This window comes from Luteibacter sp. RCC_6_2 (assembly GCF_041360655.1).
GTDB lineage: Bacteria > Pseudomonadota > Gammaproteobacteria > Xanthomonadales > Rhodanobacteraceae > Luteibacter.
The window spans coordinates 260,227-285,603 of sequence record NZ_JBFUPQ010000003.1 but is presented as its reverse complement, the minus strand read 5'-3'; the positions used below and the strand labels follow the sequence as shown (position 1 = coordinate 285,603).

Here is a 25,377-nt window from a genome sequence, read left to right as displayed (position 1 = left end):
GCTGCCGCGGGATCGCCGACAAGGTCGGCTCCCACTACAATGACTCCTTTGCTTCCATCAAGGAATCCGTCCCGATGAGCGACGACGCCAAGTCCCGCCCGGTTAGCCGTGAACAGGCCGAGGAGGCCGTGCGCACGCTGTTGCTGTGGGCGGGCGAGGACCCGAGCCGCGAGGGCCTGCTCGATACGCCCAAGCGCGTGGTCAAGGCCTACTCGGACTGGTTCAAGGGCTACGACGAGGATCCGGCCGACTACCTGCGCCGTACCTTCGAGGAAGTGGCCGGATACGACGAGATGATCGTCCTGCGCGACATCGAGTTCGAGAGCCATTGCGAGCACCACATGGCCCCCATCATCGGCCGCGCGCACGTGGGTTACGTTCCCACCGATCGTGTCGTCGGCATCAGCAAGCTCGCCCGCGTGGTCGACGGCTTCGCCCGTCGTTTCCAGGTGCAGGAAAAGCTCACCGCGCAGATCGCGCACTGTATCGAAGACACCCTGCGTCCGCGCGGTGTCGGCGTGGTGATCGACGCCAGCCACGAATGCATGACCACCCGTGGCGTGCACAAGCGCGGCGTGTCGATGATCACCAGCCAGATGCTCGGCAGCTTCCGCGAAGATCCACGCACACGAGGCGAATTCCTCCGCTTCGTCGGCGTCGACCGTCGCTGACCTTGAGCGGTCCGGCCGACACCACCGTCCACGACGAACGCCTGCAGGATCTCTTCCGCGACGGCGTCGTCGTCGAGGACCTTCCGTCCGTGTTCCCGCTGCTGCGGGGGCGCGGCTTGCTGCGCACGTTCTCCGCGTTGTTCCACGGCAGCGAGGCACAGGTGCTGCTACGCCTGCTGGTGTTGCGCACGCTCGGCGGCCGCTCGCATGCGACGGAATGGACGCCCCAGGAGATCCGCGACCACCTGGCTTTCGTCGACCCGGTGAAACTCGAGACGGTGGTCCAGCGGCTCAAGGACCACGACCTGCTGGTCTACGACGGCGAGACCCTTCGTTACCGCGTGGGGCCGCTGGGCCGCAAGGCGCTGGGCGCGATCGCGGCGATGCTCGAGTTCGAGGACGACGACGATGACGGCCTCGGCTACCTCACGGCGCAACTCGCCGCGGGGCAGGCGGTGGGGCGCGTGTCGGTCGATGAACTCGGCCACCTGCTCTCACGCCTGACCGAGCTGAAAGAAGACTTCGATCGCGCCGTGCTGTCCGGGTCCGAACACCGTATCCGCCACGCCGCCGAACGCCTCGACTCGGTCTGGACGTGGGTGGAGAAGGGTACCGAGGTCGTCGCCGGCATCACGGAAAAAGACGACCTGGAGCCCGCGGCGCATCGCCTGGCCCAGGCCGTCGGCCGTGCGCAGAGCGCCCTGCTGCGCCAGGCCGGCACCTTCCAGCGCGAACTCAACAAGATCGACCAGCACCGCGTGCACCTGGGCCGTACCGGCCTGTCCTCGTCGGACCTGGTCGGCTGGCTGCGCGCGCAGGACATCGACACGCTGGCCGCCTTCGAGGATGGTCAGCTTCTGCTGCCCTTGCCCGCCCCCTTCATCCACGATCAGATCGCCCTCGACGTCGCCGAGTTCGAGCTGCTCGAACGCGAACGGCTCGCCGCCGAGAGCACCGCGCTGCCGGGAGCGGAAGAGCCGCCCGATACCGCCGACCTGCCGATGGACGAGGAAGACCTGCGCTTCCTCGACGACTGGCGTGCCGAACTCGCGACCATCGCCGAACCGCGCGAACTCGAAGCCACGCTCATCGGCGACGATTACGCACTTTCCGCCTATCGCCTTTCCCTGCTTGGCTTGCTCGGCGATCCCGAGTCGGCGGCGCTGGAAGGTGGCACCGCCGACCTCGCGCGCCTGCCGCTCGCGCTGGAGATCGAGGCGCGATTGATCGAGACCGACCTGCCCCAGATCGCGCTGGTCAGCGCCGGACGCCTGCGTCCGCGCGATGCCGCGAAGGACACCACCGATGCATGACGATACCGCCAGCCTTATCACCCGGCTGCTCGCCCAACGCTGGCTGCCACGCGACGATGCTCAGGCACGCAAGGCCTTGCTCGACGAAGGCTTCCGCGAGGACCTCGACCGCCGCCTCGAAGCCGTCGGACTCGAATTGCGCGAACATCCCTATGCCGCCTACGTCGGCCTCGCCGTGGCGCGGAAAAGCGAGCGCGCCGTCTTCGGCGGCAGCGACAGCTGGATCTCGAATACCTTGCAGCTCGACCGCGACGGCGTGGCCTTGCTGGTCGTCATCTGGGCGCTGATCGTGCTGCCGAAACGGCAGCGCCAGGTCGAGCGACAGGATGCGGAAGCGGCCGCCTCGCAAAGCCAGATGTTCGCCGAGGACAAGCCCATACCGCGCGATCCGGCCATCTCTCCCGTGATCGCCGAACGTACCTTGCTGGCCGACTTCGGCGACAAGCTCGGTGGCAAGACACGGGTGGGTTTCAACCTCGGTACGCTGAACCGTCTCGGCTTCATCGTGCGCCGCAAGGGCGAGGTCGCCGAAGGCCCCTTGCTCGACCTCGCCTTCGACTACGAACGCACGGCGCGCCGCATCCTCGACGGCGCGCTCGGCGACTTACTTGCGGATGCCGCCCCGCGCCCCGCCGGGGAGAACACCGATGTTTGATTTCCGCAGCCTTGAAGTGGTGCATTGGGACTACTGGCAGCGTTTCAGCCTGCCGCTCGATACCAATATCGTGACCGTGGTGGGCCCCAATGGCTCCGGCAAGACGACCTTGCTCGATGCCCTGCGCACCCTGCTCACCATCGACTGCGCCGGCAACCGCGACTACAAGAGCTACTTGCGCCACAACGGCAAGCCATTTGCCTGGCTGCGTGCACGCGTGGGCAATACACCTGGACCGAGCGGCGAGCGCCCGTTCTTTCCGCTGATGGACCGCGAGGTGACCCTCGCCTGCCGCATCCAGAAGAAAGGAGGCGAGTGGACGCGCCAGTACGCCGTGCTCGGCGGCGACGTCAGCGTGGAAGAGATCGAGGCGCGTGGCGATTTCCTCGGCTTGCGCGAATACCGCGTGCGCCTGGAAGGCGCGGGACTATCGCAGGCGATCCGGCGTGTGCTCACCCTGGAACAAGGTGCGACGGACAAGCTCTGCCAGTTGCCACCCAAGGCGCTGCTCGACCTCGTCTTCGACGTATTCGGCGACAAGGCCGTGCTCGACGACTACCAGCGCGCGCGTAACGAGCAGGCCGAGGCGGATCGCGAGCAACATGGGCTGGAGCACCAGCTCTCGCTGATCGGCGTGAGCCTGCAGGAAGCCGAGGCGCGCGCACGGTCGTACCAGGAATGGAACGCGCTCAAGAGCGAACGTATCGAACTCGTCGCCGACATCCTGCCACGCACGGAACTGGCCGAGTTGAGCGCGGGTATTCGTGGTGCGCGCCCACAACTCACCGGCGTGAAACGCCGCGTCGCGGAACTCGAACGCCGTGATGTGGAACTGACCCGTCAGCTGGGTGAACTCGACGCCACCGGTGAAGCGTTGCGTGCGGAACAGCACGAGGCCGACCTCGCACGCCAGCAAACCCAGAAGAGCCTCGACGCGGCTCGCGCCGAACTCGCCCAGAACGACCTGCTGATCAAGCAGGAGACGCGGCTGCGCGAAATGGTCGCCGCCCAGGGCGGTGCCGATCACGAACGGCTTGCCGATGTCGCCCGCGACGCGCGGGCCCGAGTGAACACTCTTCAAGCGGAGGAGACCCGTTTGCGCCAGGACCTGGCGACGCTGACGACGCAGCTCTCCGCCTGGCGTAGCGGCAGGCGCTATACACCGGATTTCGAGGCATCGTTCCGCCGCGCGCTCGACGAGGCCGGCATTCGTCACAGCATGCTCAGCGAGATCGTCGAGATCGTCGAGCCCCGCTGGCAACTCGCCGTGGAGGCCGTGCTCGCCGGTTATCGCCATGTGGTCCTGCTGGACGACCCGCGCGACCGCGAAAAGGCATGGAAGCTGGGCGAGCAGCATCGATACAAGCATTTCGTCGTGGCCGACCGTGCGCCCGCCAGCACGGCCACGCGCGGCTCGCTGCTGGAAGTGGTCGAGTTCTCGGCCGCGGCGCCGGACTGGCTGCTGCGCAACCTCGATCGCATCCGCCGCGTGGAGGACGTCGCGGACGGGGCGCGCATCGGCAAGGACCAGGACTGGATCACGCCGCAGGGCTATTTCCGCGAACGCCGCGGCGGACGCCATCTCGGCGTCGACGACATGTATTTCGGCTCCGGCGCGCGCGAACGCCAGCTGAGGGACGGCGAAGCCCGGCTGCGCGAGATCGAGGGCCGCCTGCGTGACATCGCCACCGAGCGCAAGGACACCCTCGCCCGTGCCAGCGATGCGGAAGCCGTACTGCGTGGCGCCAGCGCCAGCAGCCAGCTCGCCGACCGCGCCGACGAATTCGCCGAGGCACGCGAGCAACAGGCACGCTTGCGCGAAGACGTGCAGCGTACCGCCGACAGCCACGCGGCGGCGGAAGTCCATTACGAAGCGGTGCGCGAGAAGCGGCTGAAGACATCCAACGCGCGCGACAACGCCGCGCGAGAGCAGCGCTCGATCCAGAACCAGCTTGCCGACACCGTGCGCCAGTACCATCAACTGCGTGGCGAGCAGGCCGACCGGCTCAAGGCGTTCCGGCTGAAGCGCGCCCACGTCGCCCTCGTCCATCGCACGCGCGGCGCCATGGCGGCGCTTCGCGAACGCTACGAATCGCCCTCCGCCGTGCGCCGGGAAATCGATCGCATCGAGCGTCGCCTCGACGAGGGGCATTGGGAGCAGGACCCGAGCGTCCTCGCCCTGCGCGAGAAATTCTGGGCCGACCATGAAGGCCTGAAGCAGGACCTGGAAAAGCGCCGCGTGCATCTCGAACGCGCGTCGCGAATCACGCACGAAGCGCGCGGCGCGTACATCCAGGTGCTGCGCAACACCGTCCGCCGCTACGCGAAGAACCTCAAGGTGCTGGCCGAACTGGCAGGCATCGGTGTCGATGTCGACCTTCCGGAGTTGAGCAACGACGACCTCGCCCTCGCCTCGGCCGCTTTGCAGGTGCGCTTCGAGTTCGACAAGAAGGGCTGGATCGGCATGGACGACGGCGAAGCTTCCGGCGGCCAGCAGGTCATGAAATCGCTGTTGCTGCTGGTGGCGCTGATGCGCGACGAGGATCGTCCGGGCGGCTTCGTCTTCATCGACGAACCTTTCGCCCACCTCGACATCTTCAACATCGACAAGGTGGGCGCCTTCCTCAAGAGCACCCGCGCGCAGTACATCCTGACCACGCCGGCGACCCACAACGTCAACGTGTTCCAGCCCTCGGAGCTGACCCTGGTCACCAGCAAGCGCCGCCCCGGCGCCACCTGGGCCCAACCATTGGCGGTACTGCGCAGACGCTCGAACGCGGCGTAAGCCGCGATGAAAGTCCAGGCTCCGGCAGAAGCCCTAGCTCCAGTGGAAGTCCAAGCTGCGGTAGAAGCCCTAGCTCCGGTGGAAGTCCTGCCCTGGTGGGGAGCCCTATCCCTGCCGTTGTGGGAGCCGACCTTGTCGGCGATCCCGCGGCAGCGGGCCAGGGTGCGGCAAGCACCCAATCGCCGCTGAAGCGGCTTCCCACCACGGCGGCTAATACAGCCCCGTCTCACCCGGGATAGGGTTGTCCTCGCCCGACCCATCCAGCGCGTCGCCACTGCTGTTCGTCGGCCGCTGCCTCGTCGGATCATGTTCGTCGTGTTCGTCATGCAACCGCGCATGACGCCGGGCCAGGAGATACGCGGTGGCCAACGCGCCGAGGCTGGCCCCGATGGCGATGCTCAACCCCATGTTGCGGCGGACACCGCGCCCAGCGGCACCCACGGCCTGGCTCGCGAGAGCACCCGCTTGCCCCGCGTACTCACGCGCGGCACCCAGTGCTTCGCGAGGATGATGGCCGGTGACGGCGCCCGCGACGCGGTGCGCGCGCCCGAGGACTTCTTCGCCGATGCTCTTGCTGCGGAACAGGGTCATGGTGGTCTCCTCCTTTTCGAAGGGCCTACCGTGACGCGTCAGGCGTGATGGGAACGCAGTGCGTTTGTAAGCCGCCGATGATGGTTCACCGGCGGCTTCGCGGCTGTCACGACAGGCTGTTCAGCCATGCATCGTCCGACCCTTCCTCGACACCCTCGAACAGGAAGGTGGAAAGGTAACGTTCGCCGGTGTCCGGCAGCATGGCGAGGATGACGCTTCCCTCTTCCACGCCTTCGGCATACTTCAAGGCCGCCGCCACGGTGGCGCCGGCCGACACGCCGACGAAGACGCCTTCCTCCTGGGCGAGCCGCCGCGCCGTATCGCGCGCCAGCACCTCGTCCACGGGCAGATTCACGTCGAAGATCTTCCGGTTGAGCACCTCGGGCACGAAATCCGGTGTCCAGCCCTGGATCTTGTGCGGCGACCATGGCTTGTCGGCGAGGAGCGGCGCGGCGGCGGGTTCGGACACGACGATCTTCACCTCGGGACGGGCCACCTTCAGCACCTCGCCTACGCCCGTGAGCGTGCCGCCCGTACCCCAACCCGTGACGAAGGCATCCAGCCGGCGACCGGCGAAATCCTGGAGGATCTCCGCCGCCGTCGTGTTGCGGTGGTAAGCGGGATTGGCGGGGTTCTGGAACTGACGCGGCAGGAACCAGCCGTGCTTCGCGGCCAGTTCCTCCGCCCGCTTCACCATGCCGCTGCCGCGCTCGGCGGCCGGCGTGAGGATCACCTTGGCGCCATAGGCCCGCATCAGCTTCCGGCGTTCCACCGAAAAGCTGTCCGCCATCGTCGCAACGAACTTGTAACCCTTGGCCGCGCAAACCATCGCCAGTGCGACACCCGTGTTACCGGAGGTGGCCTCGACCACGGTGTCGCCGGGTTTCAGCAAACCCTTCCGCTCGGCGTCGAGGATCACGGCGATGGCGAGGCGATCCTTCACCGACCCGCCCGGGTTGAACGATTCCACCTTCGCGTAGAGGGTCACGCGGGGCGGGGCCAGCCGATGCAGGCGCACGATGGGCGTGCGGCCGATGGTATCCAGAATGCTGTCGTGGATCATGGGCAAATCCCTTGGCGAAAGGTGCAAGGGTTCAAAGGTACTCCCGTTTCCCACGGGGCGACAAACGGTCGGGGATCGAGCAGACTGCCTGCCCATGAATCGACGTCCATACGGCTTGCTGGCCACCCTGTTCCTGATCGCCCCGGTTTTCGGCCAGGACTTCCCGCGAACGCCTGTGGAATACCTTCGCCGCATGGACGGCAATGGCGACGGCCGGATCGACGAAGCGGAGTATGTCCGCTACATGAGCCAGGGCTTCCTGCGCATGGACGTCGATGGCGACGGGGTGCTCGACGCCAATGATGGTCCGATGCGTCCCGGTGCGAGGCCGGTGCACCTGGACGAGTTCCAGCGCAACCTGATCCACCAGTTTCACAAGCTGGATCGGAATGGGGACGGGGTGCTGGATGCCAGGGAGCTTTCGCAGCCGCCGCGGTAAGAGCATCGCCGACAGGGTCGGCTCCCACCAGAGCCTGGCTTGCACCGGGCTGCCGGGTCCCACTTTTATCGATTTCCGTTACCCTCTGGCGAACCTGGGGAGGGTGGATGAATACGACCGAATTGTTCCTGATCGCGATGACGATCATTCTTGGCGTGCCATATCTGGTCTGGCGCGTTTTCCGTACCGACTATTGGGCGCCGCTCGTGGTGGTGCAGATCGTCACCGGCATCCTGTTGGGGCCGGGGGTGCTGGGCAAGGTCTTCCCGGATTATTACGGCACGGTGTTCGCGCCGCCGGTCATCGGCGCCCTGAACGGCATCGCCTGGTGGGCGGTGATGGTGTTCGTCTGGATCGCCGGGATCGAGCTGGACCTGCGCGAGGTCTGGAAGCAGCGCAGGGAATGCGGTACGACGGCGGGCCTCGCGTTGGCCGGGCCCCTCGTCGCCGGTTGCCTGGCCGCCCTGGCGATGCTGGCCTGGCGCGACGGGTGGATGGGCGAAGCGGCGGCCACCTGGCAGTTCGTGCTGGGCGTGGGCATGGCATGTGCGGTGACCGCCTTGCCCATCCTCATCCTGTTCCTCGAAAAGCTGGACATCCTGCGCCGGCCACTCGGCATGCGCGTGCTGCGTTACGCCAGCCTCGACGATCTCGCGATATGGGGCGTGCTCGCGATCATCCTGCTCGACTGGAAGCGGGTGGGGCACCAGGCGGCATTCCTCGCCGGCTTCGCGGTGGCGGCATGGCTGTTCCGCCAGTTGATGGTGCGACTCAAGGAAAGCGATCGCTGGTATGTCGGCCTGATATGGCTGGCCGCCTGCGGGTATGGCGCCGACTGGTGCGGCCTGCATTACATGGTCGGTGCGTTCCTCGCCGGTGCGATCATCGACCGCGACTGGTTCACGCTCGATCACCTGGACAAGCTTCGCCATCACGTGTTGCTGGTGGTGATGCCTGTGTTCTTCCTCTCCACCGGACTGCGCACGAACTGGTCGGTCGGTGGCACGGCGGTGTTCGTCGCCGCGGCATTGCTGCTGGTGGCATCCGTGGCGGGCAAGCTCGCCGGCGTGGGACTGGCGGGCAAGCTGCTCGGTTGGGCGCGTGGCGATGCATGGACGATCGGCTGGCTGTTGCAGACCAAGGCGCTGATCATGATCATCTTCGTCAACATCCTGCTCGACCGCCACGTGATCACCAGCGAGACATTCACCGCGTTGCTGCTCATGGCGGTGGCGAGCACGATGCTGACGGTGCCGATCGTGGCGCCGCGATTGAAGCGACTCCTGGATTGACCACGGACACCATGGACACGAATACCCACACCCCCGTGCGCCGCGCCGCCGTCGTTTTCATCTTCGTCACGGTGCTGATCGACATCCTGGCGTTCGGCATCATCATTCCGGTGCTGCCGCACCTGATCGAACAGATGACCGGCAACACCGTGTCGAACGCCGCCTGGTGGGTGGGTGTGTTCGGTACCGTGTTCGCCATCGTGCAGTTCATTTCCTCGCCGATCCAGGGTGCGCTGTCCGACCGGTTCGGGCGGCGACCGGTGGTGTTGCTGTCGAACCTCGGCCTGGGGCTGGACTTCGTCTTCATGGCGATCGCGCCTTCGCTATGGCTGCTCTTCGTCGGGCGTGTCATTTCCGGTATCACCGCGGCGAGCTTCACCACCGCCAACGCCTATATCGCCGACGTCACCCCGCCGGAGAAACGCGCGGCCGCTTTCGGCATGCTCGGCGGCGCCTTCGGCATCGGCTTCATCGTCGGTCCGGCGCTGGGAGGCTTCCTCGGTGGGATCGACCTGCGCCTGCCGTTCTGGGTGGCGGCCGGGCTGGCATTGACCAACTTCCTGTATGGCTTCTTCATCCTTCCCGAGTCGCTGCCGCCGGAGAAACGGGCGGCTCGCTTCGAGCCGCGTACGGCCCATCCGTTCGGCGCGCTGAAGATGCTGCGCCGCCACCGCGAGGTATTCGGCCTCTCCATCGTGATGTTCCTGTTCTATCTCGCCCACTACGTGTTGCAGACGGTGTTCGTCCTCTACGCGGACTATCGCTACGGATGGGGACCGCAACAGGTCGGTTACGTCCTGGCCCTGGTCGGCGCCTGCGACGGTACGGTGCAGGCCTTCCTCACCGGCCGCCTCGCGGCCCGCTTCGGCGAACGTCGCGTCCTGCTCGCCGGCATGGCCTTCGGCACGGCATCGTTCGCCGTGATGGGCCTGGCCCCCGTGGGCTGGGCCTTCCTGGTCGGCATCCCGCTGATGTCGCTCTGGGGCCTGGCCGGCCCGCCGATCCAGTCGATCATGACCCGCCACGTGGAGCCGGACGAACAGGGGCGCCTGCAGGGTGCCGTCACCAGCCTGGGGAGCTTCGCAGGAATTTTCGGTCCCTACCTGTTCGCCCAGATCTTCGCGTTCTGGATTTCGCCGGCACGCACCGTGCACCTGCCCGGCTTTCCCTTCCTGGTGGCCGCGGCCCTCGTGGCCGTCGGCATCGTGGTGGCGGCGCGGGCCACGAGGGGCGAGCCGGAGCCCGCCCTGGCCCGGAAAACGTGAGCTAATTCGCAAACTTCATCGTATTATGTGATCCGAATCGGCAAATAACGCGACGGTTGGGACGTGCGTTTGGACAACCAGCTCTGGGAAAGCAAGTATCACGAAGCCGTGGAGCGGTTGACCCGTGAAGAGGCGCAGTGGCGCACCGCGGAGTCCCTCCTGCGCCAGCTGGTCGGTTGCCTCGGCCGCGTCGCCCATGGCGCGCACGACCAGGTCGACCCCCATATCGAGCGCCTGTCCGCCGCCTTGAGCGGCACCATGGAACCGTTGTCACTCGAGCCGCTCGTCAACGAGCTCGCCGAGGCGATCGAGGGCTTGGGCGCCCGCCCGCGTGGCGTGAACGACGAGCGGTCCATTCCCATCACGCGTCCCCAGCGCACCGAACACGGTTCTTCCGTCCAGTCGTCGCTGAGCCGCCTGGTCGACCGCATCGTCATCCTGCCGCGACTCGCGGACCGCGCCAACGACCTGCGCCACGATGTCGCCGACGCGGGCGACCTGGTGGCGCTGGCAGCGTGCGGCGACCGCCTGGCCGACCTCGTCAACGAACAGCGCATCGGGTTGCAACGCGAGATCGACGCCTTGCAGGCCGTGCTCCGCCACGTCACCGGCCGTCTCGACGAGATGAGCCAGTACATGTCGCGGGAACTGGCCGATCAATCCACCGGCGAAGCGAATGGGCAAGCCCTGGATGCCTCGGTGGCACACGAGATGCGCCTGCTCGGCGAAGCCGCGCTCGAGATCGACGACATGCACGAGTTGCGCGAACGCGTGAATCAAAGCCTCGAGACCATCTCGCTTTGCTTCCGCGATTTCCGCGACCGCGAAGGCATCCGGCTCACCGCGTACCGCGAACGCGCGGAGCGGATGCGGCTGCGCATCGAACAACTCGAGACCGAACGCAACACCTTGCAGCGCTCGCTCGAACGCGAACACGAACTCGCGCAGACCGACACCATGATCGGGATGCCGAACCGCCTCGCCTACGAGAAGCGGATCGAGGCGGCCTACGAAAGCTGGCAGGCCACCATGCGGCCGCTGAGCATCGCGGCCATCGACATCGACCACTTCAAGAGCATCAACGATACCTACGGCCACACCGCGGGCGACGCGGTGCTGCGCATCATCGGCCAGGCGCTGCTGAAGCACATACGCCCCTGCGACTTCGTCGCCCGTTATGGCGGTGAGGAATTCATCGTGGTTTTCGATGGCGCCGACGAAGCGGAATCGCTACAGGTGTGCGAGCGTCTGCGAGGCAAGATCCAGCACCTCGCCTTCCATGCGAGCCGTCAGCCCGTTCGCGTGACCGCGTCGATCGGGTTGACCCAGTTCCGGCCGGGCGACACGCCACAGTCGGTATTCGACCGCGCGGACCTTGCGCTGTACACGGCCAAGAACGGCGGTCGCAATCGCTGCGTGGTGGGTTGAAAACCCCGGTAACCGCTTAAGCCGCCACGCCGAAGAGACGCCCCACCACCGCCGTCAGCGCCATCGCCGCCGCACCCCAGAACACGATGCGGGTGACGCCGCGGCCGATGCTCGCGCCCCCGGTCCAGGCGGATACCGCACCGAGGATCGCCAGGGCCACGAGGGACACGGCCACCGTCACCATGGTGACCGCGTCACGCGCCGACAATGCCGCGGCGACGATCGGCAGGAGAGCGCCGCTGGCGAAACTCAACGCCGACGCGGCGGCGGCCTGCAACGGCCGTGCCGCCATGGTCACCGACAGCCCCAGCTCGTCCCGCGCATGCGCCTCGAGCGCGTCGTGCGCCATCAACTGCTCCGCCACGCGATCGGCCAGTTCCCGGTCGAGGCCGCGGCGAACGTAGATCTCGGTCAGTTCCTTGTGCTCGCCACGCGGGTCCTCGCGCAACTCGCGCGATTCCAGTGCCAACTCGGCCTTCTCGCTATCCGCCTGCGAACGGACCGACACGTATTCGCCTGCCGCCATCGACATGGCCCCGGCGACCAGTCCGGCCACGCCGGCGATCATGATGTCGCCCGGCCCTGCCCGTCCCGCCGACGCCACGCCCACCAGCAGGCTCGCCGTGGAGAGGATACCGTCGTTGGCACCGAGCACGGCGGCGCGCAGCCAGCCGATCCGGTCGAGCTTGTGTCGCTCGCGGTGGCGCGTTCGGGGGATCATGGTGCCTCCGTTTCCTGTTTGCGTTCCGCCCGTTCTTCGAGACGCGACACCATCCAGCCGATGGCGAGCGCGCAGAGCGTGCCGAGGATGACCTCGCCCAAACGGTACAAGGGAACCTCCCAGCGTGGCCCCTGGCTGGGAACCAGCAGCACGATTGCGGTGGTGATGCCGCCGATACGGGCGGCCGGGCCCGCGTTCGCCGTCCAGCAGGCCAGCGTGACCAGCCCCAGCGCCAGTCCGAACGAGAGCATGTCGCCGCTACCCCCGACCGACAGGCCCAGCAGGCCGGCGATGCCACCGAAGATCGTTCCCAGGCAGCGGTCGCGGCCTGCGCCACGGGTGTCGCCGAAGTGGGGCTGGGTCACCGCCACGGCGCTGATCGCGGCCCAGAACGCCTGTTCGGTGTGCAGCGCGTGTCCGATCGCATAGGCGACCAGGGCCGAAAGCACGGTCTTGAACGCCATGAATATCCCGGTACGGACCCGGCGGCCGAGCGGCAACGAACGGAACAATCCGTCCAGCGCCCGCTGCGCCCGGCGCAGGCGAATCACCCGCAAGGCGGCGTCGGTACGGGAGGGATGCGCGTCCGGTGAGCTCATGTGCCCATCCTAACCCGCCGCCGTCGACGCGCCGCCAACGACCCCGCACAATACGTCGCCGCGGCCGACTGGCCGACCTCCACCACAAGAGTTTACGAACCCATGTCCATCACGATGTACCAGACCTGCGTGCCCGTATTGGTCCGCGCCCTGACCAACCTCTCCGGCGTCCTCGCCAAGGGCGCTGCGCACGCGGCCGACCGCAACATCGCGCCCGAGGTGCTGCTCAACACGCGTATTACGCCGGACATGTTCCCGCTCATCCGCCAGGTGCAGATCGCGACCGATATGGCGAAAGGTGCCGTATACCGCCTGGCCGGCGAAGAGCCGCCGAAGATGGAAGACAACGAGGCGACCTTCGACGACCTGCAAGCTCGCATCGCCAAGGTGATCGGCATGCTGGAGTCGTTCAAGCCCGCGCAGTTCGAAGGCAGCGAGGAGCGCGAGATCGTGCTGAAGATGCGCAGCGGCGAGATGCGCACGCGCGGACAGGACTACCTGCTGAACTTCGTGCTGCCGAACGTGTATTTCCACACCACCACGGCCTACGCGATCCTGCGTGGCGTGGGCGTGGTGCTGGGCAAGGCGGATTTCCTCGGCAAGGCCTGAGTCCGCGAAAGCCGCCGTGCTCCCGTCTTCACGGGGACCCGGCGGCTTCCTTCTCACTTACGACTTCAATTTCCAACCCGTGCGGAAAATCCACCACACCACGGCGAGACAGATCAGCAGGAAGCCGACCGTCATGCCCGCGCTGACCACCACGTTCACGTCCGCCTTGCCGTAGAAGCTCCAGCGGAAGCCGTTGACCAGGTACACGACCGGGTTGAACAGCGTGATCTTCTGCCAGACCGGCGGCAGCATCGAGATCGAGTAGAAGCTGCCACCGAGGAAGGTCAGCGGCGTGATCACCATCAGCGGCACCACTTGCAGCTTCTGAAAGTCGTCGGCCCACAGTCCGATGATGAAGCCGAACAGGCTGAAGGTGACGGCGGTGAGCAGCAGGAAGGCGATCATCCAGAACGGATGCAGGATCTCGTAGTCCACGAACAGGCGTGCGGTCACGAGGATGAGCAGACCGAGGATGACCGACTTGGTCGCTGCCGCGCCGACGTAGCCGAGCACCACTTCCACGTAAGACACGGGTGCCGAAAGCAGTTCGTAGATGGTGCCTGCCCACTTCGGCATGTAGATGCCGAAGGCGGCGTTGGAAATGCTCTCGTTGAGCAACGACAGCATGATCAGGCCGGGAATGATGAAGGCACCATAGCTCACCCCGCCTACATCGCCCATGCGCGAACCGATGGCGGCGCCGAAGACGACGAAGTAGAGCGACGTGGAAAGCACTGGCGAGGCGATGCTCTGCATCAGCGTACGGAAGGTGCGGGCCATCTCGAAGCGATAAATGGCGCGGATCGCGTAGACGTTCATGCGCGTGCCCTCACCAGGCTGACGAAGATGTCCTCGAGCGAACTCTCGCTCGAATGCAGGTCCTTGAAGTCGATGCCGAGTTCGCCGAGCTTGCGCAGCAGTTCCGCGATGCCGGTGTCGCTACCCTGGGTATCGAAGGTGTAGATGAGGCAGCTGCCATCGGCCGACAACTCCAGCGGCCAGTTCGCCAGGCCTTCCGGTACGCCCTGCAACGGTGTCTGCAATTGCAGCGACAGCTGCTTCTTGCCCAGCTTGCGCATCAATGTGTGCTTCTCTTCCACCAACACCAGTTCGCCACGGTTGATGACGCCGATACGATCGGCCATCTCTTCCGCTTCCTCGATGTAGTGCGTGGTGAGGATGATGGTGACGCCCGATTCACGCAGGCGATGGACCATCTGCCACATGTCGTGACGTAGTTCCACATCGACGCCCGCCGTGGGTTCGTCGAGGAAGAGCACGCGCGGCTCGTGCGCCAGCGCCTTGGCGATCAGCACGCGGCGCTTCATGCCGCCGGACAAGGTCATGATCTTCGAGTCGCGCTTTTCCCACAGCGAAAGCTCACGCAGGATCTTTTCCAGGTAGTCCGGATTCGCGGGCTTGCCGAAGAGTCCACGGCTGAATTTCACCGTCGCCCATACCGTCTCGAAGGCGTCGGTGGACAGTTCCTGTGGCACGAGGCCGATCAGCCCGCGCGACGCACGGTAGTCGCGGGCGATATCGTGACCGTCGACGCTCACGCTGCCTTCGCTGGCATTGACGATGCCGCAGACGATGCTGATGAGCGTCGTCTTACCTGCGCCGTTCGGGCCGAGCAGGGCGAAGATCTCGCCCCGGTGGATTTCCAGGTCCACGCGCTTGAGCGCCTGGAAGCCGGTCTTGTAGGTCTTGGAGAGGCCGCGTATCGCGACGATGACGTCGGGCGCGGACGTGGTGGCATCGAGTGGCGGCATGGGGACCCGCGGGATCGGTGGGTAAGGCGGCCGATGGTAGACCCGAACGAGGCCGGGTGCGAGGCTTGGTGCAAGGGTGCAAGGCCTGGTGGGAGCCGACCCTGTCGGCGATAGGTACCTGCCGTACCCTGGCCCGCTGCCGCGGGATCGCCGACAAAGTCGGCTCCCACCAGGGAGTCGGGCTTGTCGAAGTCCTGTGGCATCCCCACGTCGATCGGGGTCGCCCACCTCAAGAGATACCACCGCATGAGCATCTCCACCTACGACGCCTCCGCTCCCGTCTTCGTCCGCGGCTTCCGCGTCCTTTCCGATCTCCTCGCCAAGGCAGAGGCACACGGCGGCGATTCCCTGGTGGAAGCACGGCTCGCCCCGGACATGCTGAATCTCGCTGGGCAGGTCCAGCGCGCCAGCGACACGGCGAAATTCGCCATCGCGCGCCTTGGCGACGTGCAGCCGCCGTCGTTCGAAGACAACGAGACCACCATCGCCGACCTGCGCAAGCGCATCGACGCCACGGTGGCCTGGATTCAATCGGTGGACCGGGCAGCGCTCGAGGCCGGCGCCACGCGCGCGATCTCGCGCAAGTTCAAGGACACCGAACACAGCTTCACCGGCGCGTCGTACCTGCTGACCTTCGCCATCCCCAATTTCTTCTTTCACGTGACCACCGCGTACGACATCCTCCGCCACAACGGTGTCGGCGTCGGCAAACTCGACTACCTCGGTTTCGGCGGGTAATCGATGGTCGATCCCCTCGTACGCTGTCCCTGGGGCGACGCCGACGACCTCATGCGCGGGTACCACGACCGCGAATGGGGCGTACCCGAGCGTGACAGCCGCAAGCTCTGGGAGAAGCTGATCCTCGACGGCTTCCAGGCGGGGCTCTCGTGGCGAACGATCCTCGCCCGCCGCGAAGGCTTCCGGCAGGCCTTCGATGGTTTCGATCCGGAGCGTGTCGCCGCCTATGGGCCGCGCGACGTCGAACGCCTCCTGGCCGACGCCGCCATCATCCGCTCGCGCAGCAAGATCGACGCGACGATTCGCAACGCCCGGGCCTATCTGGCGATGCGCGACGCCGGCGAGGATTTCGCGCGCTTCGCCTGGGGTTTCGTCGACGGCGAGCCCATCGCCTGGGAGGGCCCGGTGCCACCGAACAGCCCCCTGTCCGGGCAGGTGTCGAAGGCCTTGCGGAGCCGCGGCTTCACCTTCGTCGGACCCACCATCGTCTTCGCCTGGATGGAGGCCACCGGCCTCATCAACAGCCATGCCCCCGACTGCTTCCGGCGCGCGGAAATATCCCGGCAGCCCTTGCCCGCCAAGGGTTAACGGGTTTTTTAGCCGATTCGGCGTAGCGTGGATCGCGAGGCCGCAGCGGCGGCCTCGTCCGTCTGGCACACCCACCATCGAGAGGGTCCCATGGCTTCCAGTTCCGCCCAACTGTTCATTCCATACAGCGAATCGACACAGGGACCGTGGATCGTGCGCCGTGCCTCGCTTCCCCTGGGCCGGTATGCGTCGCAGGCCGCGGCGATCGCCGCCGCGGAAGCCCTGGCCCCGGGCCTGTCCGATAGCCTCGGCCGTCCCGTCGAGATCCATGTGCAGCAGGCCGACGGAACGTGGGAAGAACACACCTTCGTGGTGGCCGGACTCGTTCCCGGCCTCCCCACGCCGTCCACCGGAATGAACCGCCACGCCTGAGCCTCGTGGGCTGAGACGACGATAGGGTAACCTTGCAAGGTTGCCCCGCACGTTCCCATGCCTGCCCGATGCTCACCGACGACACCAAAGCCGCGATCCGCGCCGCCTATGCGCGGCTGAAGGACGGCCTTGCGGGGTTCCGTGGGCGTACCTCGCAGCTGAAGATGATCGCCGAGGTGGCCAAGGCCTTGGCCGAACCGGCGGGTGCCGCCGTGATCGAGGCACCGACCGGCACGGGCAAGTCCATGGCCTATCTGATCGCCGGGCTCGAAGTGGCCCGTGCGCAGAAGAAGAAGCTGGTGATCGCCACGGCCACGGTGGCGTTGCAGGAACAGCTCGTCCAGCGCGACATCCCGCAATACCTCACCTTGTGTGGCGTGGAAGCCAAGGTGGCGCTGGCCAAGGGCCGTGGCCGCTATCTCTGCCCGCGCAACCTTCGCGCAGCGGGCGCGGAGCCCTCGGCACAGGGAGGCTTCGAGTTCGACGCCGACCTCGCCTTGTGGTCGCGCCCGCCCGCCGAGCGCGATACCAAGGCCGTCGAGAAACTCGCCAAGGTATTCGAATCGCGCGAGTGGAACGGTGACATCGACACCAGTCCCGAGCCGCTCTCCGACCTCGTCCGCGGCATGGTCACCACCAGCGCCGGCGGTTGCACGGGCCGCAAGTGTGGCTCCTTCGCCGTCTGTCCGTTCTTCCTCGCCCGCCGTGCCATCGGCGAAGCCGACATCGTGGTGGCGAACCAGGACCTCGTGCTGGCCGACCTCACCATGCCACGTGACGAAGACACCTTCGGCGGCGTGATCCTGCCCAAGCCGGAAGACACGCTGTACATCTTCGACGAAGCGCACCACGTGCCCGGCAAGGCGATCGACCGTGGCGCCGCCGACGTGCATCTCGCCACCGCGGTGCGCCGGATCGGCCGGCTGCAAAACCAGATCCATGGCGCCTATTCGCTCACCGACAAGGAAAGCATCGGCAACCTCACCCTGGAAGCGGGCGACGAGAAGCTGCTGGCGATGTCCAACGCGCTGGAAGAGATCGAGCGCGAGATCCGCCTGTCGTGGACACCCTCGTCGAGCGAGACCGAGCCGGTGTTCCGCGCGTCGCTCGGCCAACTTCCGGAAAACTGGAAGATGCACGCCGAGCACCTGCACCTCATCACCAAGGACATCCAACGCTGGTTGCGCACCGTGCGCCGCACGGTCGTGGAAATGGAAGCGGGCGGCCCGACGCAGGAAGCCTTGTCGCGGGAACTCGGCGTGGCGTTGGAACGCCTCGATCGTCAGGTGCGCACCTGGTACGCCTGGTCCACCGACGACCGCGAGAACAGCCCGCCGCTGGCCCGCTGGGTCAGCATGACACCGGAACAGCAACTGGTCTGCCATGCCTCCGCCGTCTCGGCGGGTGGGCTGTTGCGCAGCGTGCTCTGGGACAATGCGTCCGCGGTGGTGATGACCTCCGCCACGCTGAGCGCCGGAGGCAACTTCCGTGGCTTCGCGGATTCGGTGGGCCTGCCCAATGAAGCCCTCACGCTCAGCCTGCCTTCGCCATTCGATCTCGAAAGACAAGCCCGGCTCGAAGTGCCCGCGCTGAAGTCCTTGCCGGAAGATCGTGAAGGCCATGCACGCGAAGTGTCCGAGTGGCTGGCCAAGCACCTCGACTGGAACGCGGGGAACCTCGTGCTGTTCACGTCGCGGGCGAAGCTCGATCGGGTCTTGCAGATCCTGCCGATCGAGTTCGTGCGCAAGGTGCGCGCGCAGGGTTCGTTGTCGAAGTCGCAACTCATCGCGGAACATTGCGAAGACATCGAGGCCGGCAAGGGGAGCACCCTGTTCGGGCTCGCTTCGTTCGGAGAAGGCCTCGACCTGCCGGGCAAGCTCTGCGAGACCGTCGTCGTCACGCAACTGCCATTCGCCGTGCCGACGGACCCCGTCGGCGCCACGTATGCGGAATGGCTGGAATCGCGTGGACGCAATCCCTTCATCGAAGTGAGCGTGCCGGATGCCACGCGCCTGCTCACACAGTATTGCGGCCGGCTCATCCGTACCGAAACCGACACGGGCCGCATCGTGCTGCTGGACCGCCGCGTCATCACGAAGCGCTACGGCACGGGCATGCTTCGCGCGCTGCCACCCTTCGCCCGCGAGATCGAGCGCGTCGCATGAGCATCCTTCGTTTCGACGACCTGAAGGCCGTGCCGTGGAAGAACGGCCTCGGGGTCACACGCGAGATCGCCGTTGAGCCAGTTGGCGCTTCGATGGACGATTTCCTCTGGCGCGTCAGCATCGCGGACGTGGATACGGCTTCGCCCTTCTCCACGTTTCCGGGCATCGACCGCACCATCGTGCTGCTGGAGGGCGATGGGTTCACGATGACGCTGGATGGGGAACGTGAGCATGCACTGACGACACCGCTCGCTCCATTCGACTTTCCTGGCGAGGCTCGCGTCGACGTGACGTTATCCGGTGGAGCGACGCGCGACTTCAATCTCATGGTGCGGCGTGGTGTGCGGCACGGACGTGTCGATGTCATACGTGGGCCAGTTGCCGCGACGGTTGCGGAAGGCGCCGTGCTTCTCTACGTGGCCCGCGGCGAAGCGCGTGTCGATGGGCAGACCTGCCGTGAGGGCGATTCGGTCATCGGGCCCCACCATCTCGAATTACCCCACGGCGCCACGGCGTTGATCGTCATGATTGGCGAAATCTGACGCTCCTGTCGACCTGCTATCGCCGACAGGGTCGGCTCCCACCAAGCAGATTGCGGCTAACGATCAGGTTTCGGCGGACTGGTGGGAGCCGACCCTGTCGGCGATGCTCTTCCCGCCTAAAATCATCGACGCCCAAACCACCTCACGCGGCACTATCCACCACGTCACCCTCCCCACCCGGCGTATCCAACGACGCCCGCATCCAAAGATCCACCGACGTCAACTGAAACGCCACCGGCGGCACGGCACGCTGCCAATACTCGATCCCCGGAAAATAAAGCCGCAGGTCATCGACCAACGTCGCGAAGCCCTTCTCCATTTCCGACACGGCAAGCGTTTCTTCCCCTTCGACATGGAAGAACAGGAATACCGTGTCGTACGCGGCATCGTCACGATTACCCGCTTCCACGCGCACGATGCGATCGATCGACACCTCACGCATCCGCAACCGCCCAGGACACGTGACGATAGCTCCCGCATCGCGATCGAAGCGGACCGCCACCCGGGAGACAAAACGCTCCCGCAACCGCCTCAGCAGCGGTCTGCGGACGAGAGGTGGATTCCTGTCCATGCGATGGCATGCCCCGGTGCAGCGCGGTTCAAACGACGTTCACTCCCCATGGGCATCGTAGGGGGTCGCCCTGAAGGAATCCAGCCATGCGCTCCGCATTCATCGCCCTCATCGGCTCCATGGCCACGCCCACCGTCGTCGCGACCACCCCGGTGACCGCCGTCGCCCACCTCGACCTGGCGCGCTACGCCGGCACGTGGCACGAGATCGCCCGCCTGCCGATGTATTTCCAGCGCAAGTGCACAGGGCTCGTCACCGCGCGCTATGTGCCCCAGCCCGACGGTACCGTTGCAGTGCACAACGAATGCGTCACCGCCGAAGGCGCGACCATCGCCAGCGACGGCGTGGCTCGTCGCCCGGAACCCTTCGCCCAGGGGAAGTTGGAAGTGCGCTTCGCGCCAAAATGGCTGTCGTGGTTACCACTAGTTTGGGCGGACTATTGGGTCGTGGCGCTGGACGATGACTACCGATGGGCCATGGTCGGGCAACCAGGGCGGAAGTACCTCTGGATACTGTCGCGGCAGCCGTCGCTGGATCGAAAGACGTTCGATGCGTTGAAGACGCGAGCCGTGGCGATGGGGTATGACTTGTCGGGGTTGATCGTCTCTGGAGAGGTTATTTAGAAGGCCAAGAACCCGAGATCGAGAGACACATGTGACTAGTTCTTCAAGGGGTGTTCGCCGTGGATTTCGGAGGCAACGTATCTTGGATAGCTTGGACGATCACGGGAAAGATACCCATATCAACCGTCTTGATAGGAACTTCGGCCACCCACGTACCCGAGTTCCCCTTGATTGCGCAGTCACCAACCGGTTCTGACATACCTGGTCCATCGCAAATGACCACCCACGGATAAGCTTCAGAGTATGAGGTTGGCAACAGCACGACGCTTGCGCCGAACCCAGGAACCTCGACCACGCTGAATCCTCTATATGTTTCTCGCGTTCGGGGCGACTTGCTTATAAGTCCTCTCATCCTCCACCAAGACGACGCGATGACGTGCGACGGTACAGCGGTTGCGAGACCTGTGAACGTTTTCGTGCTTCCTGCAGGATGCAGGGTTAGATGTGCAACGAGATCTCAGTCGTCAACTATTCCATTTGGTGCAGAGTCTTGACAGGCGTGGCAGAACACAATGAGTCCAAGCAGGAGAATCTTTTTCACGGCTCGCATCCCGGACTGCATGCCTACGCGCCCATCAGGTCGAGGTTCTTGATCGGAATTGTTGTTGGCATAAGCAACCCAGTTAATGTGGTTCCAGCGCAAGTGTGCGGAACTCGTCACCACTGCGCGCAATCATGGCTACTTGCCGCCTTCGGCTTGACAGGCAGAGGGCGGCAAACCATGGGCGGAATACACTGATGCCAGACCTCCCCTCTCGACGCGTACACATTCCTTCCCATTCGACACCCACGTTTCCGCAGTCCGCCCGTCGACGAAAATTTCCGTGCGACTCTGAGACCGTACGCCAAACCGAAAGAAGTGATCGACTTCTCCGAGCGCTGTAACCGATGCATCGCCAGCTGCTTCTGCACGCCTGGAGACACTTCTCTCTGCCAAGGCCTTAGCCTCCTTGACTGAGAGAGGCACACCTGAATTCTCGGCATCGATGCAAAGACGCACCGAGTTAGATGTCACCTCATCGCCGAACGCAGCGAAGTCACTTGCCATCCTATCGTGGTATGTCACCGAAACGTCGTAGCAGCCGACGCCCATCCCGTACATGGACGCGATGAACCACTTGCCGAAAACCTGACCGTGAACGAATCCCTTAGGTAGTCGAATATACGTCTCCTCGGTGGGAAGATTGGGATTGATGTGCGCGGACAGCGGCAGATCAGTCGCACCTCTACGCACATTGAACCTCAAACTTCCGATTAACGAGTCTAGGAGGAAGTCGGTTCTCACCTTGATGGGCTTGTCGCCGTGGTTGCTCAATAGCACGTAGACCACACCATCATCCTGGAGCATTTTCAGTGCCGGCCCGCTTGCCACGGCTACTGCAGGCATGACGGCTACTATCAGCGACACGCAAAAACAGAGCCCAGTGCTACGCATATCGATCACCCAACGGTTGGTAGATGCGTTGTCTCTTCACAGTTCGCACGCCATCAGGAAGAGCACGTCGACGATGGCGAAGACAGCGAAGCAACGGCACGCGGTGCGAAGTGTCCTGCCGAAGGAACCCGCAGGTGCGGGGCGATCCTGAAAAATCATGCGGAGCGCCATTTTCATTCGTCGATAATCGACCCATCCGGTGGCTTCGACCATACGGGGGTCACTGACAAGCACCATCATGCTCGCCAGGTGCATCGTCAGGAGCAGACTTATCGCGAGCGAATAGGCTGCCCAGAACTGGAAGGATTTATCTCGGGGATCGAACTGGCATAGATCGCACTGTCTCGGCATAGATCCATCTGAAAAGGCGATATAGACGGCGCCGCAATACCCAAGGAACATCAGAACCGTCAGAACCCGAAGCACGCCGCGCAGGATACGCAGGCCCGTTGTGGGAACACGATGCACGCCGAGGAGCGCGCGGTTGGTATAGCGTTCGTGCGCCGCACCGCGGACACCTCCGGCACCCATCTCCGGCACCGCTTTTTCCATCCCCGCCGTGAAGGCCATGGACACCATGCGCGTCAGTATCCCGAGGGCGACGACGATCAGAAAATAAAGTGTCATTGAATTTCCACCGTTGGAAACGCACGACCCCGTGCTTCAAACAGGCCGGCGACATCATGTACAACCACGATCCGCCAGGGCAAGGATGAGACCTTCCTTCGAGCACTTCTCAACCATCGCGGGCATCGCACCGCTCTGACACGGCCGGCATTACCTTGACAGGCATTCCTTGGATCACCTTGATGGCATTCTCGACCTGGGGAACCGCACTGATACCCAGAATCAGCGTTCCCGCAGGTGGATGGCGTTTCCTTTCCAGGAGTCGGTTCAGGGCTGGCAACGCACTGGATGCGCTCGGTCCAATGAGTGCGAGACTACGAACAGCGAAGTAGGACACACCTTCGTCATCCGAATTCGTTGCCGTCACGAGATCGGAGACAAGTGTTGGTGAGACAAGGCTGCGGTCCTCCGTGTCAGCAATCAGACCACATATGCGGATGGCGGCGCTTCGGGCCAAATCCACTCTTTCCGCACCCACGAGTAATTTTCGCTGCTGTTCGAGTTTGGCGTCGCCCACACGATCGCTCGCAGCCGAATGCTCGACTGCAACGAAAGAAAGTACGGCCATCAATACTGGATGGATCGCCTTCACCGCACCCCGCCCCCTCGCCCCGGCCTTGCACCGTGGTTGAGCGAATCTAGGTCGCCGATTTAATGTTGTCAATCCTACGTTTGACGTGGCCTGCGACGCGTCCATGTGTCCTTCGCCGACGGTCACTTACACTTACCGACGTCATTCACGAACCCAGAGGCAGAACTAGCGATGGACCCATGTCCCTGTGGAGGCGTCGAATACGCCACCTGCTGCGGCCGATGGCACGCCGGCGAACCCGCGCCAACAGCCGAAGCACTCATGCGGTCGCGCTACAGCGCCTATGTGCTCGGCCTGGAAACGTACCTGCTCGATACGTGGCACGACAGTACGCGGCCGGCGTCGCTTGGGCTCGCTGCGCAGGCACCGAAGCCGACATGGCTTGGCTTGACCGTCAAACGTCACGAGAACCCGACGCCGGATACCGCCGTCGTCGAATTCGTCGCGCGATTGCGGATGGGTGGTGGCAGCGCGGAGCGCATGCACGAAACCAGCCGGTTCGTGCGCGAGGATGGACGCTGGTTCTACGTGGACGGCGACGTGTCGTGAAGCGCTTCGAGGCGACGATTTGCGAGGCCATCGCGTCAATGCGTTTGTTGCTCGTGGAGTACGGCGGCGCAACGCGACTGGTGCAACCGCATGTGTATGGCGACGACCATGCGGGTGACCGATTATTGAGTGCTTACCAGGTTGCCGGCGGAAGCGCGTCGGGCGCCTCCGCCGGATGGAAGTTCTTTCGGATGGACCGGGTGGCCTCGGTGGCATTGAGTGAGCAACGGTTCCATGCGCCGCGGCCTGAATTTCAGCGGGACGATGGGGCGTTTGCGCGGATCATTTGTCAGCTGGGTGATTGAGTAGTGTGTGGGGACAGCTTGTGTGGGAGCCGCTTCAGCGGCGATGGGTGCTTGCCGGCCTCTGGCCCGCTGCCGCGGGATCGCCGCTGAAGCGGCTCCCACAACAAGCAGCTCCCACAACAAGCGGCTCCGCGACAAGGGGCTCCCACACACGAAGCGGCTCCCATCCCGGAGCGCTCGATCAGATGATGGAGCGGGTGACGCCGCCGTCGACGCGGATCGAGGCGCCGGTGGTGCCGGAGGCTTGTTCGGAAGCGAGGTAGACCGAGACGTTCGCGACTTCCTCGACGCTCAGCAAGCGCTTGATGAGCGACGTCGGGCGGTGGGTCTGGATGAAGTCGCGTTCGATCTCGTCGAGGCTCTTGCCCTGGCTTTGCGCGATCTTGCCGAAGAATTCACTCACGCCTTCGGACAAGGTCGGTCCCGGAAGGATCGCGTTCACCGTCACGCCGGTGCCGGAGAGCACTTCCGCCAGGCCGCGCGATACGCCGAGCTGGGCGGTCTTGGTCACGCCGTAATGGACCATCTCGGCGGGAACCTGGATGCCCGATTCGCTGGAGATGAACTGCACGCGGCCCCAGCCACGCTCGGCCATGCCCTTGGCGTAGTGGCGTGACAGGCGTACACCCGAAGTCACGTTCACCTCGAAGAAGCGCGTCCATTCGGCGTCGTCGATGTCGAAGAAATCCTTCGGCTCGAAGATACCCAGGTTGTTCACGAGGATGTCGGTGTTCGGCACTGCCTTGATGAGCGCGGCCGCACCTTCGGCCGTGCCGAGATCGGCGGCGACGCCGCTCACCTTCGCACCGGGAACGGCCTTCTTCACCGAGGCGATGGCTTCGTCGACACGCGCTTGCGTGCGACCGGTGACGACGACGGACGCGCCGGCAGCGGCGAGGCCGGTAGCGATGGCGAGGCCGATACCGGCTGTGGAACCACTGACGATGGCGCTGCGCTTGCTGAGGTCGATATTCATGGTGACTCCGGGAGATTGATGAAAGGACGCGGCTTGGCGTACCCGTTCATCGTCGGGGCATGCGCCGGGGGATTCAATCGCCCGGAAGGCA

At 65.0% G+C, this 25,377-nt stretch carries 28 protein-coding genes; 17 read left to right on the top strand and 11 right to left on the bottom strand.

Annotated features, from left to right (window positions below):
* Positions 1-74: 74 nt before the first annotated feature.
* The 4 genes from folE to AB6730_RS04670 are packed head-to-tail and all read left to right on the top strand — an operon-like array spanning position 75 to position 5,424.
* Positions 75-671: a GTP cyclohydrolase I FolE gene (gene folE / locus AB6730_RS04685; RefSeq protein ID WP_371022497.1), complete on the top strand. Its 597-nt coding sequence runs from the start codon at positions 75-77 to the stop codon at positions 669-671.
* 2 nt (positions 672-673) lie between these two features.
* Positions 674-1,984, top strand: coding sequence for a hypothetical protein (locus tag AB6730_RS04680; RefSeq protein WP_371022496.1), 1,311 nt, complete (start codon positions 674-676; stop codon positions 1,982-1,984).
* Positions 1,977-2,639, top strand: a complete 663-nt coding sequence (locus AB6730_RS04675) for a hypothetical protein (protein ID WP_371022495.1) — start codon at positions 1,977-1,979, stop codon at positions 2,637-2,639. Before AB6730_RS04680 ends, AB6730_RS04675 begins: the two co-directional genes overlap by 8 nt.
* Positions 2,632-5,424, top strand: a complete 2,793-nt coding sequence (locus AB6730_RS04670; protein ID WP_371022494.1) for an AAA family ATPase — start codon at positions 2,632-2,634, stop codon at positions 5,422-5,424. The genes AB6730_RS04675 and AB6730_RS04670 overlap by 8 nt, the downstream gene beginning before the upstream one ends.
* 210 nt (positions 5,425-5,634) lie before the next feature.
* On the opposite strand, the gene AB6730_RS04665 is transcribed toward AB6730_RS04670, so the two are convergent.
* Positions 5,635-6,015: a hypothetical protein gene (locus AB6730_RS04665; RefSeq protein ID WP_371022493.1), complete on the bottom strand. Its 381-nt coding sequence runs from the start codon at positions 6,013-6,015 to the stop codon at positions 5,635-5,637.
* Between the two features lie 106 nt (positions 6,016-6,121).
* A complete protein-coding gene (gene cysK, locus AB6730_RS04660; RefSeq protein ID WP_371022492.1) occupies positions 6,122-7,078 on the bottom strand; it encodes a cysteine synthase A in 957 nt (318 codons plus the stop codon).
* Between the two features lie 94 nt (positions 7,079-7,172).
* On the opposite strand from cysK, the gene AB6730_RS04655 reads away from it, so the two are divergent.
* From AB6730_RS04655 to AB6730_RS04640, 4 genes are all read left to right on the top strand, one after another.
* Positions 7,173-7,517: a hypothetical protein gene (locus AB6730_RS04655; protein ID WP_371022491.1), complete on the top strand. Its 345-nt coding sequence runs from the start codon at positions 7,173-7,175 to the stop codon at positions 7,515-7,517.
* Positions 7,518-7,624: 107 nt separating this feature from the next.
* Positions 7,625-8,809: a cation:proton antiporter gene (locus tag AB6730_RS04650; protein ID WP_371022490.1), complete on the top strand. Its 1,185-nt coding sequence runs from the start codon at positions 7,625-7,627 to the stop codon at positions 8,807-8,809.
* Positions 8,810-8,820: 11 nt separating this feature from the next.
* Entirely contained in the window at positions 8,821-10,074 is a 1,254-nt protein-coding gene (locus AB6730_RS04645) for a TCR/Tet family MFS transporter (protein WP_371022489.1), read from the top strand.
* A gap of 63 nt (positions 10,075-10,137) precedes the next feature.
* Complete coding sequence (locus AB6730_RS04640) at positions 10,138-11,502, top strand: GGDEF domain-containing protein (RefSeq protein WP_371022488.1); 1,365 nt, start codon at positions 10,138-10,140, stop codon at positions 11,500-11,502.
* A 16-nt stretch (positions 11,503-11,518) separates the two neighbouring features.
* On the opposite strand, the gene AB6730_RS04635 is transcribed toward AB6730_RS04640, so the two are convergent.
* Positions 11,519-12,223 carry a VIT family protein gene (locus tag AB6730_RS04635; RefSeq protein WP_371022487.1) on the bottom strand — a complete coding sequence of 235 codons (705 nt, stop codon included), beginning with the start codon at positions 12,221-12,223 and terminating at the stop codon, positions 11,519-11,521.
* The gene (locus AB6730_RS04630) at positions 12,220-12,822 is read right to left on the bottom strand and encodes an aromatic acid exporter family protein (RefSeq protein ID WP_371022486.1); all 603 of its coding nucleotides are present in this window, start codon (positions 12,820-12,822) and stop codon (positions 12,220-12,222) included. Before AB6730_RS04630 ends, AB6730_RS04635 begins: the two co-directional genes overlap by 4 nt.
* A 102-nt stretch (positions 12,823-12,924) precedes the next feature.
* On the opposite strand from AB6730_RS04630, the gene AB6730_RS04625 reads away from it, so the two are divergent.
* The gene (locus AB6730_RS04625) at positions 12,925-13,431 is read left to right on the top strand and encodes a DUF1993 family protein (protein ID WP_371022485.1); all 507 of its coding nucleotides are present in this window, start codon (positions 12,925-12,927) and stop codon (positions 13,429-13,431) included.
* Positions 13,432-13,488: 57 nt separating this feature from the next.
* On the opposite strand, the gene AB6730_RS04620 is transcribed toward AB6730_RS04625, so the two are convergent.
* Positions 13,489-14,250, bottom strand: coding sequence for an ABC transporter permease (locus AB6730_RS04620; RefSeq protein WP_371022484.1), 762 nt, complete (start codon positions 14,248-14,250; stop codon positions 13,489-13,491).
* On the bottom strand, positions 14,247-15,203 hold the full coding sequence (locus AB6730_RS04615) for an ABC transporter ATP-binding protein (protein WP_371022483.1): 957 nt from the start codon (positions 15,201-15,203) through the stop codon (positions 14,247-14,249). The genes AB6730_RS04620 and AB6730_RS04615 overlap by 4 nt, the downstream gene beginning before the upstream one ends.
* 246 nt (positions 15,204-15,449) lie before the next feature.
* On the opposite strand from AB6730_RS04615, the gene AB6730_RS04610 reads away from it, so the two are divergent.
* The 5 genes from AB6730_RS04610 (at position 15,450) to AB6730_RS04590 (ending at position 19,608) form a co-directional block, all read left to right on the top strand.
* Positions 15,450-15,941 (top strand): DUF1993 family protein, encoded by a 492-nt coding sequence (locus AB6730_RS04610; RefSeq protein ID WP_371022482.1) that lies wholly within the window; start codon positions 15,450-15,452, stop codon positions 15,939-15,941.
* A 3-nt stretch (positions 15,942-15,944) separates the two neighbouring features.
* Positions 15,945-16,529: a DNA-3-methyladenine glycosylase I gene (locus tag AB6730_RS04605; protein WP_371022481.1), complete on the top strand. Its 585-nt coding sequence runs from the start codon at positions 15,945-15,947 to the stop codon at positions 16,527-16,529.
* A gap of 90 nt (positions 16,530-16,619) precedes the next feature.
* Positions 16,620-16,901 (top strand): DUF2188 domain-containing protein, encoded by a 282-nt coding sequence (locus AB6730_RS04600; protein WP_371022480.1) that lies wholly within the window; start codon positions 16,620-16,622, stop codon positions 16,899-16,901.
* A 68-nt stretch (positions 16,902-16,969) separates the two neighbouring features.
* Positions 16,970-19,066, top strand: coding sequence for an ATP-dependent DNA helicase DinG (dinG, locus tag AB6730_RS04595; protein WP_371022479.1), 2,097 nt, complete (start codon positions 16,970-16,972; stop codon positions 19,064-19,066).
* Positions 19,063-19,608, top strand: coding sequence for a HutD family protein (locus AB6730_RS04590; protein WP_371022478.1), 546 nt, complete (start codon positions 19,063-19,065; stop codon positions 19,606-19,608). Before dinG ends, AB6730_RS04590 begins: the two co-directional genes overlap by 4 nt.
* Before the next feature lie 142 nt (positions 19,609-19,750).
* Here AB6730_RS04590 and AB6730_RS04585 read toward each other — a convergent pair whose 3' ends face one another.
* The gene (locus AB6730_RS04585; protein ID WP_371022477.1) at positions 19,751-20,041 is read right to left on the bottom strand and encodes a hypothetical protein; all 291 of its coding nucleotides are present in this window, start codon (positions 20,039-20,041) and stop codon (positions 19,751-19,753) included.
* A gap of 224 nt (positions 20,042-20,265) precedes the next feature.
* On the opposite strand from AB6730_RS04585, the gene AB6730_RS04580 reads away from it, so the two are divergent.
* Positions 20,266-20,802 (top strand): lipocalin family protein, encoded by a 537-nt coding sequence (locus AB6730_RS04580; protein WP_371022476.1) that lies wholly within the window; start codon positions 20,266-20,268, stop codon positions 20,800-20,802.
* A 679-nt stretch (positions 20,803-21,481) separates the two neighbouring features.
* Here AB6730_RS04580 and AB6730_RS04575 read toward each other — a convergent pair.
* The 3 genes from AB6730_RS04575 to AB6730_RS04565 all read right to left on the bottom strand — a co-directional run bounded on the left by AB6730_RS04575 (position 21,482) and on the right by AB6730_RS04565 (position 23,456).
* Positions 21,482-22,189, bottom strand: a complete 708-nt coding sequence (locus AB6730_RS04575; RefSeq protein ID WP_371022475.1) for a hypothetical protein — start codon at positions 22,187-22,189, stop codon at positions 21,482-21,484.
* 84 nt (positions 22,190-22,273) lie between these two features.
* A complete protein-coding gene (locus tag AB6730_RS04570; protein ID WP_371022474.1) occupies positions 22,274-22,864 on the bottom strand; it encodes a hypothetical protein in 591 nt (196 codons plus the stop codon).
* A 109-nt stretch (positions 22,865-22,973) separates the two neighbouring features.
* Complete coding sequence (locus AB6730_RS04565; RefSeq protein WP_371022473.1) at positions 22,974-23,456, bottom strand: hypothetical protein; 483 nt, start codon at positions 23,454-23,456, stop codon at positions 22,974-22,976.
* Between the two features lie 171 nt (positions 23,457-23,627).
* Between AB6730_RS04565 and AB6730_RS04560 the strand changes: the two genes are divergently transcribed.
* Complete coding sequence (locus AB6730_RS04560; RefSeq protein ID WP_371022472.1) at positions 23,628-24,005, top strand: YchJ family protein; 378 nt, start codon at positions 23,628-23,630, stop codon at positions 24,003-24,005.
* Positions 24,002-24,310 carry a hypothetical protein gene (locus AB6730_RS04555; protein WP_371022471.1) on the top strand — a complete coding sequence of 103 codons (309 nt, stop codon included), beginning with the start codon at positions 24,002-24,004 and terminating at the stop codon, positions 24,308-24,310. Before AB6730_RS04560 ends, AB6730_RS04555 begins: the two co-directional genes overlap by 4 nt.
* 181 nt (positions 24,311-24,491) lie before the next feature.
* Here AB6730_RS04555 and AB6730_RS04550 read toward each other — a convergent pair whose 3' ends face one another.
* Positions 24,492-25,286, bottom strand: coding sequence for an SDR family NAD(P)-dependent oxidoreductase (locus tag AB6730_RS04550; RefSeq protein WP_371022470.1), 795 nt, complete (start codon positions 25,284-25,286; stop codon positions 24,492-24,494).
* Positions 25,287-25,377 lie beyond the last annotated feature (91 nt).

Coding starts and splice junctions, on each gene's coding strand:
- folE (WP_371022497.1), top strand. CDS start 75: ATGAGCGACGACGCCAAGTCCCGCCCGGTTAGCCGTGAACAGGCCGAG.
- AB6730_RS04675 (WP_371022495.1), top strand. CDS start 1,977: ATGCATGACGATACCGCCAGCCTTATCACCCGGCTGCTCGCCCAACGC.
- AB6730_RS04670 (WP_371022494.1), top strand. CDS start 2,632: ATGTTTGATTTCCGCAGCCTTGAAGTGGTGCATTGGGACTACTGGCAG.
- AB6730_RS04665 (WP_371022493.1), bottom strand. CDS start 6,015: ATGACCCTGTTCCGCAGCAAGAGCATCGGCGAAGAAGTCCTCGGGCGC.
- cysK (WP_371022492.1), bottom strand. CDS start 7,078: ATGATCCACGACAGCATTCTGGATACCATCGGCCGCACGCCCATCGTG.
- AB6730_RS04655 (WP_371022491.1), top strand. CDS start 7,173: ATGAATCGACGTCCATACGGCTTGCTGGCCACCCTGTTCCTGATCGCC.
- AB6730_RS04650 (WP_371022490.1), top strand. CDS start 7,625: ATGAATACGACCGAATTGTTCCTGATCGCGATGACGATCATTCTTGGC.
- AB6730_RS04645 (WP_371022489.1), top strand. CDS start 8,821: ATGGACACGAATACCCACACCCCCGTGCGCCGCGCCGCCGTCGTTTTC.
- AB6730_RS04635 (WP_371022487.1), bottom strand. CDS start 12,223: ATGATCCCCCGAACGCGCCACCGCGAGCGACACAAGCTCGACCGGATC.
- AB6730_RS04630 (WP_371022486.1), bottom strand. CDS start 12,822: ATGAGCTCACCGGACGCGCATCCCTCCCGTACCGACGCCGCCTTGCGG.
- AB6730_RS04625 (WP_371022485.1), top strand. CDS start 12,925: ATGTCCATCACGATGTACCAGACCTGCGTGCCCGTATTGGTCCGCGCC.
- AB6730_RS04620 (WP_371022484.1), bottom strand. CDS start 14,250: ATGAACGTCTACGCGATCCGCGCCATTTATCGCTTCGAGATGGCCCGC.
- AB6730_RS04615 (WP_371022483.1), bottom strand. CDS start 15,203: ATGCCGCCACTCGATGCCACCACGTCCGCGCCCGACGTCATCGTCGCG.
- AB6730_RS04610 (WP_371022482.1), top strand. CDS start 15,450: ATGAGCATCTCCACCTACGACGCCTCCGCTCCCGTCTTCGTCCGCGGC.
- AB6730_RS04605 (WP_371022481.1), top strand. CDS start 15,945: ATGGTCGATCCCCTCGTACGCTGTCCCTGGGGCGACGCCGACGACCTC.
- AB6730_RS04600 (WP_371022480.1), top strand. CDS start 16,620: ATGGCTTCCAGTTCCGCCCAACTGTTCATTCCATACAGCGAATCGACA.
- dinG (WP_371022479.1), top strand. CDS start 16,970: ATGCTCACCGACGACACCAAAGCCGCGATCCGCGCCGCCTATGCGCGG.
- AB6730_RS04590 (WP_371022478.1), top strand. CDS start 19,063: ATGAGCATCCTTCGTTTCGACGACCTGAAGGCCGTGCCGTGGAAGAAC.
- AB6730_RS04580 (WP_371022476.1), top strand. CDS start 20,266: ATGCGCTCCGCATTCATCGCCCTCATCGGCTCCATGGCCACGCCCACC.
- AB6730_RS04575 (WP_371022475.1), bottom strand. CDS start 22,189: ATGCCTGCAGTAGCCGTGGCAAGCGGGCCGGCACTGAAAATGCTCCAG.
- AB6730_RS04570 (WP_371022474.1), bottom strand. CDS start 22,864: ATGACACTTTATTTTCTGATCGTCGTCGCCCTCGGGATACTGACGCGC.
- AB6730_RS04560 (WP_371022472.1), top strand. CDS start 23,628: ATGGACCCATGTCCCTGTGGAGGCGTCGAATACGCCACCTGCTGCGGC.
- AB6730_RS04550 (WP_371022470.1), bottom strand. CDS start 25,286: ATGAATATCGACCTCAGCAAGCGCAGCGCCATCGTCAGTGGTTCCACA.